This window comes from Bacillus sp. MZGC1 (genome assembly GCF_002998605.1).
Lineage (GTDB): Bacteria > Bacillota > Bacilli > Bacillales > Bacillaceae > Bacillus.
The window spans coordinates 176,537-187,259 of record NZ_PVRE01000004.1; the positions used below are offsets into that span (position 1 = coordinate 176,537).

Below are 10,723 nucleotides of genomic sequence, written 5' to 3' on the forward strand. Positions count from 1 at the left end.
AAGAATGAATACAGTTTATTACCCCTTAACACATGCGCAAAAGCGAGTATTCTACACGGAAAGATTTTATCCAGGTACAAGTATTTCTAATTTGGGTGGATTCGCCAGATTGAGATCGGTATCAGGTTTAGATCCATCTTTAGTCGTTGACGTGCTTCAAGCGTACATTCGCCAAACTGACTCCCTTCGTTTGAGGCTGGTGTATCGACATGAGCAGGAGGAGCCTGTTCAATATATGAAGCCTTATGAAGAACAGCCGATTCGCATGGAGAAGGGCTGGAGTGAAGAAGAAGTGAGGGCTTGGGCGAATGAGCAAATCCGTGAGCCAATGCCGTTAATTGACAGCCCCTTGATTGAATTTACGGTCTTTCAAATCAGTGATCAAGAGTGCTGGCTGTTCTGTAAAGCACATCATATTGTGGCGGATGGTATCTCGATTATCTTGATGGGCAATCGCATTATCGACTTATACCAGGACATGCTGCACGGGGTAGACATCTCACCGGTTGAGGAGATTTCCTTCGTTGATCACATCATGAGTGAGCAAAGCTATGAAACTTCTAAACGTTTTCAAAAAGACCAAGCCTTTTGGAATGAGCAATTTGCCAATATTCCAGATTTCGCTTCTTTAAAACCGCATAAGGGATACGAGATGAGTTTACATGCGCAGCGATTTTCGGGGGATATTCCAGATTCTTTGAAGGAGAAACTTCGTGCTTTTTGTGAAGAGCAGAAAGTCAGTATGCTCTCGATGTTTATGTCCACTGTTTATGTATATTTACATCGTTTTAGCGGCATGGAGGATGTTGTTCTTGGAACCTTTATGGGCAACCGAACGAATGCCAAGGAAAAAAAGATGATTGGTATGTTTGTTTCCACGATTCCAATGCGTGCATCTGTTCAGGGGTCGCAAACATTTCTTGATTTCGTAAAACAGGTCATGGCGGATCAAATGAAGATCTTGCGTCACCAAAAGTATCCTTACAATCTCCTCATGAATGATTTGCGAGAAAGAGAAGGGTTTACAGGGCGCCTTTTTGATATTTCTTTAGAATACCAGGTCATGCAGTGGCAGAAAAAAGAGAATCTGTCTTTTATTACTGAACCGATTTTTAGCGGGAGCGGAATGAATGATATTTCAATCCATGTAAAGGACCGCTGGGATACAGATACATTGACCATTGATTTGGACTACCGTACAGATGTATTCACCGAAGAAGAAATCAGTAAGATGTTTGATCGATTTTTGATCATACTAGAGGCGGCGGTCTCTCAGCCTGACCAGCTGATCGGGACACTTCCTTTACTTCCATCAGATGAACAAAAGGAACTGCTGCAACTATCTGAGAGAATCCCGTTTGAAAAACCAGCTGAAAAACCGGTTCACCACATGTTTGATGAGACAGCAAATAAGTATGCAGAGCGGACAGCCGTTGTAGCGGAAAATGGAGCATTTACTTATGGAGAGCTGTATCAAAAGGCAGAAAAGCTGGCGCGGTTTTTACAAATGAAAGGTGTCTCGCGTGATGTGCCTGTTGCTGTCCTAATGGATCGGAAGGCAGATGCTATGGTGGCGATCTTCGGCATATTAAAGGCTGGCGGGGCATATGTACCGATTGATCCGGCATTACCTGAGGAGCGCATTCAATATATTGTGGAGGATTCTGGTGCTTCCATTGTGTTAACAGAGGAATCGTTCGTTTCAACATACCGTGCCCTCTCGGAAAAAATGGTCGTTCAGCAGCAAATCGAATTAGATGATGGTCTGCTGCCTGAGCTTGTAAATCAGTCGGCACCTGAGGATTTGGCTTACATGATTTATACATCAGGTACGACTGGAAAGCCGAAAGGCGTCATGATTGAGCATCTTCAGCTGCATCATTTGGTCCATGCCTTGCATCATGAGATTTATCAAGGGGCGAGTGAGCTTCAAATGGCGCTTCTTGCACCATTCCATTTTGATGCATCGGTGAAACAAATCTTTGCTGCTCTTTTATTTGGGCATACGCTTCATATCATCCCGCGAGAAACGACGAGAAATGGTGTTCAATTAGCGGCTTATTATAAAAAACATCAAATTGAAGCAGCAGACGGAACACCGGCGCATGTGCAGCTTTTACTTGCAGCGGATTTGGACGGGCTGTCATTGACACACATGTTGATTGGGGGAGAAGCATTGCCTGCGAAAGCAGCACACTCTCTTATCGAAGCGGTTCGTATGAGTGAGCCTGATTTTACTTTGTGGAATGTGTATGGTCCGACTGAGACGTGTGTCGATGCGGCGGTTCATCGTCTGGAACTAAGTGAGCTGCGCGAATCATCTGAACAGCAGCGTTATGTGTCGATCGGAAAACCACTCGGTCATCACCGTCTTTATATTTTAAATGACCATGATCAATTACAGGTGCAGGGGGCTATTGGAGAGCTATGCATTGCAGGGATAGGTGTTGGACGAGGCTATGTGAATCAGCCTGAATTAACGGAGAAGGTATTCACGGCAGATCCGTTTTCTCCACACGAGCGGATGTATCGAACGGGGGATCTAGTCAGATGGCTTCCGGATGGCACCATTGATTATCTTGGCAGAATGGATGATCAAGTAAAAATAAGGGGTTACCGCATAGAAACAGGCGAAATTGAAGCAGTGATGGAGCAGGTAGATGGAGTCGATCAAGCTGTCGTACTTGTGGTTGATGAAGCGGATGGGGAAAAGGCGTTAAGTGCTTACTATCAAGCTCGTCAAGAAGGTGTGTCAGTTGACATGCTGCAAGCCGCTATCAAACATCAGCTTCCAGCTTACATGATGCCGCTCTATTTCAAAGAGCTCGATGCATTTCCACTCACAGTCAGCGGCAAAGTCGATCGTCGTGCACTTGCTGCTTTAAAAGGCGACAAAGCAGTTCATGCTGTATATGTTGCACCTAGAAACGATCTCGAAACGAAGCTTGTGCGTTTGTGGGAAGAAATCCTTGGTCAAGAGAAGATGGGTGTATATGATTCTTTCTTCGAGCGAGGTGGTCATTCACTTAAAGCGATGACAGTACTCACACATGTTCAGCGAGACTTTCAGGTGGAAGTGCCGCTCTCCATTTTATTTGAACAGCAGACCATTGCTGCTTTGGCTGCCTACATTGAGCAAGCGGAAACATCTTCTGAAACGGTGATAGCAAAAGCGCCGGCAGCTGACCACTATCCATTGTCACCTCCACAGCAGCGCGTTTATATGGTGAGTCAATTGGAGCAAAGCACCGCATACCATATGCCAGCTGTTGTGAGGTTAAAAGGAACATTGCAGCGAGAGAAGCTGACTGAAGCCTTTGAAAGACTCATCACACGTCATGATATGCTGCGTACTTCTTTTCATACGTTGAAAGGTGTTCCATGTCAGCAGGTAGCTCCATCAGTGCCATTTCAAATAGAGCAGCTGACAGGCGGCACGATGGAAGAAAATATGCAGCAATTTGTCAGACCTTTTGACCTTGAGTGTGCACCACTTCTTCGTATTGGCTTGAAGTCATTACATGATCAGGAGCACCTGCTCTTTTTCGATATGCATCATCTCATCTCAGATGGTCTTTCGATTGATTTAATGCTGCGTGAGCTGTCAGATGCTTACGAGGGATCGGTCAAAGCACCATTGAAGCTTCAATATCAAGATTATGCTGTTTGGCAAGAACAACAAGATTTTCAAAAAGAAGAGGCATTCTGGCTGCAGGAATTTTCGGGTGATCTTCCTGCTTTACAGCTGATGACCGATTATCAACGCCCAGCGGTCCAGTCTTTCACAGGGGATCGTGTGATCAAAGAAATAGATGAAACGTTAAAGGAACAATTGCAGGAGCTTGCGGCAAAACACCACACGACACTGTATACGGTTCTGCTTTCTGCTTACTATACATTGCTTGCGAAGTACACGGGTCAAAAGGAATTCGTGGTTGGAACACCGGCGGCAGGGCGTGTGCATGCAGACCTGGATGACATGATCGGCATGTTTGTCCAGACACTTGCTTTGCGGTCAGAGGTTGATCCGAATGGAACCGTGTCGCAGTTGATCGAGCAAGTTAAGGAAAAGACGATGCATGCATTTGAGCATCAGCAATATCCATTTGAACGGCTGCTTGAAAAGCTGAATGTACCAAGAGATTTTAGCCGTCATCCTTTATTCGATACCGTTTTTACACTCATGCCAGATCATGGAGCAGCCCAGCATATTGGAGAGATGCAAGTTGAAATTGAAGAAACCAATTTCCATATTGCAAAGTTTGATTTAACGCTGCAAGCGATGGAGTCAGATCAAGGTTTATCCTTTGTCCTCGATTACAGTACGGCGCTATTTAAACGAAGTACAGCCGAGCAAATGCTACATCATTATATGTATTTGCTGGAGCAGATGGTCCAATCGCCGGAGGAAGCGATTCGATCCTATCGATTACTGTCTGAACAGGAAGCGGAAGCTCAACTGAATCTGTGGAATCCGTTACCGACGCCTTATCCGGCAGAAGAAACCATTGTGACGCAGTTTGAAGCACAGGTGCAGGAGCATGGTCATAAGTCTGCACTCCAATGTGAAGGTGTGATTCTTTCTTACCAAGAACTGAATGACCGAGTGAACCAGCTGGCTCATTATTTGCGTGAACATGGGTTTGAAAGAGGGATGAAAGCGGCCTTATTCTTTGAACGATCCAATGAAATGGTACTCTCTGTTCTAGCTGTACTTAAGGCGGGCGGCGTCTATGTACCAATTGATCCTGATTTCCCTGATGAGCGCGTGAAGCACTTTTTGACAGACAGCGGTGCGCGATTCTTATTGACACATCAAGTGCTGCGCCATCGCTCGGTACTCGCTTCTTTCGAGGGAACCATCATCGAAACAGAAGATCAGGCAATTGACCAGCAATCAGACAGCCCTATAGATGTTGGTATTTTACCAGAGGACTTGGCGAATTTGACCTATACATCTGGTACAACAGGAAAACCTAAAGGAAATATGGTGACACACCGGAATATTTTGAGAACGGTGAAGCAATCAAATTATCTTACCATTCATCATGAAGACACGGTGATGAGTCTATCAAACTATGTATTTGATGCTTTTATGTTCGATGTGTTTGGTGCTTTATTAAACGGTGCGAAACTGATTGTTCTGCCAAAGGATCATATCTTAAACATGAATGAGCTTTCTGGAGCGATTGAGAAGGAAAAAGTCAGTATTTTAATGATCACGACAGCTCTTTTTCACTTACTCATCGATATGAAAAAAGACAGCCTGAAGAACGTCAGAAAAGTTCTGTTTGGCGGAGAGCGAGCTTCCGTGCCTCATGTCATGACTGCACTTGAAACGGTGGGGGAAGGCAAGCTTGTTCATATGTACGGTCCTTCTGAAAGCACGATTTTCACTACGTATTATCCAGTGAATCACATTGAGAAGCAGGCGTTATCCATTCCAATTGGAAAGCCAGTGAGTCAAACGGCTGTTTACATTGTAGATGAATTTGGACATGTGCAGCCGCCGGGTGTTGCGGGAGAGCTATGTGTCGCTGGTGATGGACTGGTGAAAGGATATTATGGGCAGCCAGAACTCACAAGCGAAAAATTTGTGGAAAATCCTTTCCGCCCTGGTGAGGTCATGTATAAAACGGGTGATCTTGCACGATGGCTGTCAAATGGAGAGATTGAATTCATTGGACGGATTGATCATCAAGTGAAGATTCGAGGTCAGCGTATTGAACTTGGAGAAATTGAGCATCAGCTGCTTCGCCATCAGCAATTGAAGGAAGCCGTCGTCATTGCAGCTCCAAATGACACATTATGTGCATATTTTACAGCCGAAGGGTCCGTCTCATTAACTGATTTGCGCGAGCAAGCAGGGCGTGAACTGCCTGTGTATATGATGCCGTCGTTCTTCATGCAATTAGACGAGCTTCCGCTGACGAATAACGGCAAGGTAGATAGGCGCGCCTTACCGGTGCCTGACCTAAGTGAGCAGGGGGTAAATGAGTACATCCCTCCTCAAACCGAAACAGAGCATCACGTAGCGCGCATTTGGGAGGAAGTTCTTGAAGTGCCGAGAATCGGCAGGGACGATCATTTCTTTGAATGCGGTGGCCATTCGCTGCGCGGCATGAAAATGCTGAACAGGCTGTATGAAGAGATGCACGTGGAGCTCACTTTGAAGTCTTTATTTGAATCTCCAACATTAGAGGCGTTTGCCTTTGCGGTTGAACAAGCGGATCAAACGGAGATCAAGCGGGTGGAGGTTGCAGAAGAAGCGGCCTATTATCCAGTGACATCTGCTCAGAAAAGGCTGTTTGTATTGGAGAAAATGACCGATGCGGAGCAAAGCTATCATATGCCGGCTGCTTTAAAGCTGGAAGGGGCCTTTGATGAAAAACGATTTGAAAAGGCGATTGAACAGCTTGTCCATCGTCATGAAGCATTCCGAACAAGCTTTGATTTCGTTCAGAATGAACCTGTTCAGCGGATTGAAACAAATATCTCTGTAGACATTGAAAAAATCGAAGGGAACGGACGAGACATACAGGAATTGATGAATGACTTTATCCGTCCATTTGATGTAGGAAAGGCGCCTTTACTCAGAGTAGGTCTAGTTTCTGTTTCCATAAATGTCCATTATTTACTGATTGATATGCATCATATCATTTCAGATGGCGCATCTGTTGGCATTTTAATTGAGGAGCTTTCAGCCTTGTATCGAGGAGACAAACTAGAGGAATTACCTGTTCAATATAAGGATTATGCGGTTTGGTCAAAAAGTGAGACGTTTGCTGCACAAAAAAGAGCTGAAGAGGCATTTTGGCTGGAGCAATTACAAGGAGAGCTACCTGTACTGGCACTGCCGGAAGACCTGCCAAGACCAAAAGTGCAAACATTCGCAGGAGCGCGCGTCTCATTTACAATCAATGGGCCGCTTAAAGCGAAATTGGATGAGCTGGTCAGAGCGCTCAACAGTACGACGTATACAGTCCTACTCACTTGCTACAGTACCCTTTTAAGCAAGCTATCAAGACAAGAAGATATCATCATCGGTTCACCGATTGTGGGCAGAACTCACCCTGATATTCAATCTGTCATTGGTATGTTTGTGAACACGCTGGCACTTAGAACAAAGCCAGCAGGACATCTGACAGCTGCAGAATTTGCGTCAAATGTTCATCAACTTGTGTTAGAGGCAAATGAGCATCAGTTGTACCCATTTGAAGAATTGGTAGACCAAGTACAAACGGTTCGAGACACTAGCCGTCACCCAATCTTTGATGTGGTGTTCTCGATGGAAAATGCGGATATCCGTGATTTAACGATGGATGGACTTCACATCGTTCCAGAGCCATTTGAAGAAAATATCGCCAAATTTGATTTGACCTTAACTGGAAACGAATCGGCTGATCACATTGAGCTTGTGTTCGATTTTAATACTTCTATCTTTCAACAGTCTTCGATTGAAAAGTGGAAGGAGTTTTTCCTTCATTTATTGGAACAAATGGTATCAGCGCCAGATCAATCGCTAGATCAAATGCAGCTATTATCACCGAAGCAGCAGCAAAAACTGCTCAGTGAATGGTCAGGTCCTGTCCTAGACGTTCCGTCAGATCAAACCATTCATAAACTGATCGAGGCTAAAGCATTTGAAGCACCACACCAAAAAGCGGCAACCTTCTGCGGAACAAGCTGGACGTATGAAGAACTGAACAGTCGGGCGAATACAGTCGCTTCAAGGCTCATCTCAAACGGCATAAAACGAGGAGATCGCATCGGCATTCTCACCCGTCCGTCCCTTGATATGACGGCAGCTGTCCTTGGCGTCTTGAAGGCAGGTGCGGCATTCGTTCCAATCGATGCGGATTATCCGGATCAGCGCATTACCTACATGCTGGAAGACTGCGGGGCAGAGGTTCTTTTGATGCAAAAAGGATTGACTGCACCATCTTCATTCACAGGTCATTTCCTATTGATAGAGGATGCCGTAAAAGGTGAAGCGCAAGAAATTCAGATTCATATGAAACCGACTGATCTCGCCTATATGATTTACACGTCTGGAACAACAGGACAGCCGAAGGGTGTCATGGTCGAGCACCAGTCCCTTGTAAACCTAGCGTTTTGGCACAATGATGCCTTCCAAGTGACCAATGCGGATCGAACCGCCAAATATGCCGGCTTTGGCTTTGATGCCTCCATTTGGGAAATGTTCCCGACATGGATCGCCGGCGCAGAGCTGCACATCATCGATGAAGCGATTCGTCTCGATATGATCAAGCTCAATGCGTATTTCAATCAAGAAGGTATCACCATTGCGTTCCTGCCGACCCAGCTATGTGAGCAGTTTATGTCGATGGACAATCACTCCTTGCGTTACTTACTAACAGGAGGAGACAAGCTAAAACAGGTAAAACCAGTTCCATATCAACTCGTGAATAACTACGGTCCGACGGAAAATACAGTCGTGGCGACAAGCGGGATTATCAATCCAGATCAAGGAACGCTTCCAATCGGAACAGCGATTGCCAATACACGTTTTTACATTATGGGTTCGTTATATGACCTCTCGCCGCCAGGCGTACCGGGTGAGCTTGTGATCGCAGGAAAAGGACTGGCTAGGGGGTACTGGAATCTTCCGGAGGAAACAGATAAACGATTTGTCCCAGATCCATTTTATCCAGGTGAGCGCATGTATCGCACAGGCGACTTAGTGAAATGGACAGAGGATGGCGAGCTGATCTATCTCGGCAGAAAAGACCATCAGGTCAATATCCGAGGCTTCCGTATTGAACTGTCAGAAGTTGAGGCGCAGCTCCTTGCGCTGGCGGAAGTCAAAGAAGCAGTCGTGACAACGGTCAAAGATGCCAGCGATCAAGATGCCCTTGCCGCTTATGTCATCACGGATGAAGAAACGACAGATCTCAAAGAAAGTCTAAAACGCACGTTGCCAGACTATATGGTGCCTTCATGGATCATCAAGCTAGACCAACTGCCGATGACGGCAAATGGCAAAGTCGATCTGAAAGCATTGCCAACACCAGATATGGAAGCCAACCAAACGGCTTACGAAGCGCCAAGAGACGAAGTCGAAACGCTTCTATGCGGCATTTGGGAAGACGTACTTGGCGTGAGCCAAGTCGGCATTCACGATCACTTCTTCTTCCTTGGCGGAGATTCGATTAAAGGCATTCAAATGGCAAGCAGACTCACACAAGCGGGCTGGAAGCTCGATATGAAACTACTATTCCAGTACCCAACGATTGCAGAGCTACGCCCATATATCGAAGAAGCTGATCAACTGACAGCCGACCAGTCACCTGTCGAAGGGGAAGTCATTTTCACACCGATTCAGCGCTGGTTCTTTGAGCGAAACTTTACGAGTCAGCACCATTGGAACCAATCGGTTATGCTCCAAGCGCCAAATGGTTTGGATGAAACCATCGCTCAGCAAGTGTTGGAGCAGCTTATGATCCATCACGATGCCTTGCGAATGGTGTATCCGATTGAAGAAGGACGCGTGATCCAGCGTCATCGAAAAATCGAAGAAAACTTGGTGGCTGTTGATGTAATGGAAGTACGAGGGGAACTGTCGGAGCAAATCCTGCAGGTAGAAAAGCTGGCAAATGAAGTGCAGGCGAGTATATCGCTAGCAGAAGGACCTTTAGTAAAGCCAGCTATTTTCCGAACGGATCAAGGGGATCATTTACTGCTCGCTGTACATCATCTTGTCATCGATGGTGTGTCATGGCGTATTTTCCTTGAAGATTTTATGGCTCTTTATGAACAGTCGAAGCGCGGGGAAATCCTGACACTTCCTGAAAAAACACACTCTTTCCAAGAATATGCCCAGAAGCTGACGGAATACGCGATGTCAGATGAGTTGCTGTCGGAAAGAGCCTATTGGAAAAAGGTAATTGCGCATTCCGTTACACCGATTCAAAAGGATTATGTGACAGAAGATCAGCGGATGCTTCATACACAGACCATTCGTTTTACATTGTCTGAGGAGGAAACACGCAGTCTGCTGACAGATGTACATGAAGCATATCAAACAGACATCAATGATATTTTGCTGACAGCACTTGGATTGTCCATGAAAGAGTGGACAGGTGAAGACAGACACTTTATTCATCTTGAAGGACACGGGAGAGAGAACATCCTCCCTGCAATCAATGTATCACGGACGATTGGCTGGTTTACAAGTATGTATCCTGTGTTACTGGATATGTCGCATGCAGACGAACTTTCTTATCAGATCAAGCATTTAAAAGAGGAACTCAGGCACATTCCGAACAAGGGAATCGGCTATGGCATATTAAAATATTTAACCCCTGACAAGATGAAGGACGATATCTCATTTGATCTCGCGCCAGATATCAGCTTTAACTATCTTGGTCAGTTTGATGAACAGATCAGCGGTGAGTTAAGCCGCTCAACGTGGCATCCAGGACAATCGCTGAGTCCTGAATCAGAGAAACCTCATGCACTTGATATTGTGGGATTCGTCGAACAAGCCATGTTCCATGTGACGATTTCTTATCATCAACTTGAATTTGAAGAACGTACGATGGAACAATTCAAGGATCTTCTTGAAAAGAATGTGAGGGCGCTGATTTCACATTGCGTATCACAGGAGGAAACCCAGATGACACCTAGTGATGTAGGGGATGAAGATCTCACGATGGATGAACTTGAAAAGCTAATGGATATATTTTAAGCAAACGAAGAG

1 protein-coding gene is annotated in these 10,723 nt (G+C 45.5%); it reads left to right on the plus strand.

Annotated elements, in window-relative coordinates:
• Positions 1–4: 4 nt before the first annotated feature.
• Positions 5–10,711, plus strand: a complete 10,707-nt coding sequence (locus C6Y06_RS14175; RefSeq protein WP_189288370.1) for a non-ribosomal peptide synthetase — start codon at positions 5–7, stop codon at positions 10,709–10,711.
• The last annotated feature ends 12 nt before the right edge of the window (positions 10,712–10,723 follow it).

Coding starts and splice junctions, on each gene's coding strand:
- C6Y06_RS14175 (WP_189288370.1), top strand. CDS start 5: ATGAATACAGTTTATTACCCCTTAACACATGCGCAAAAGCGAGTATTC.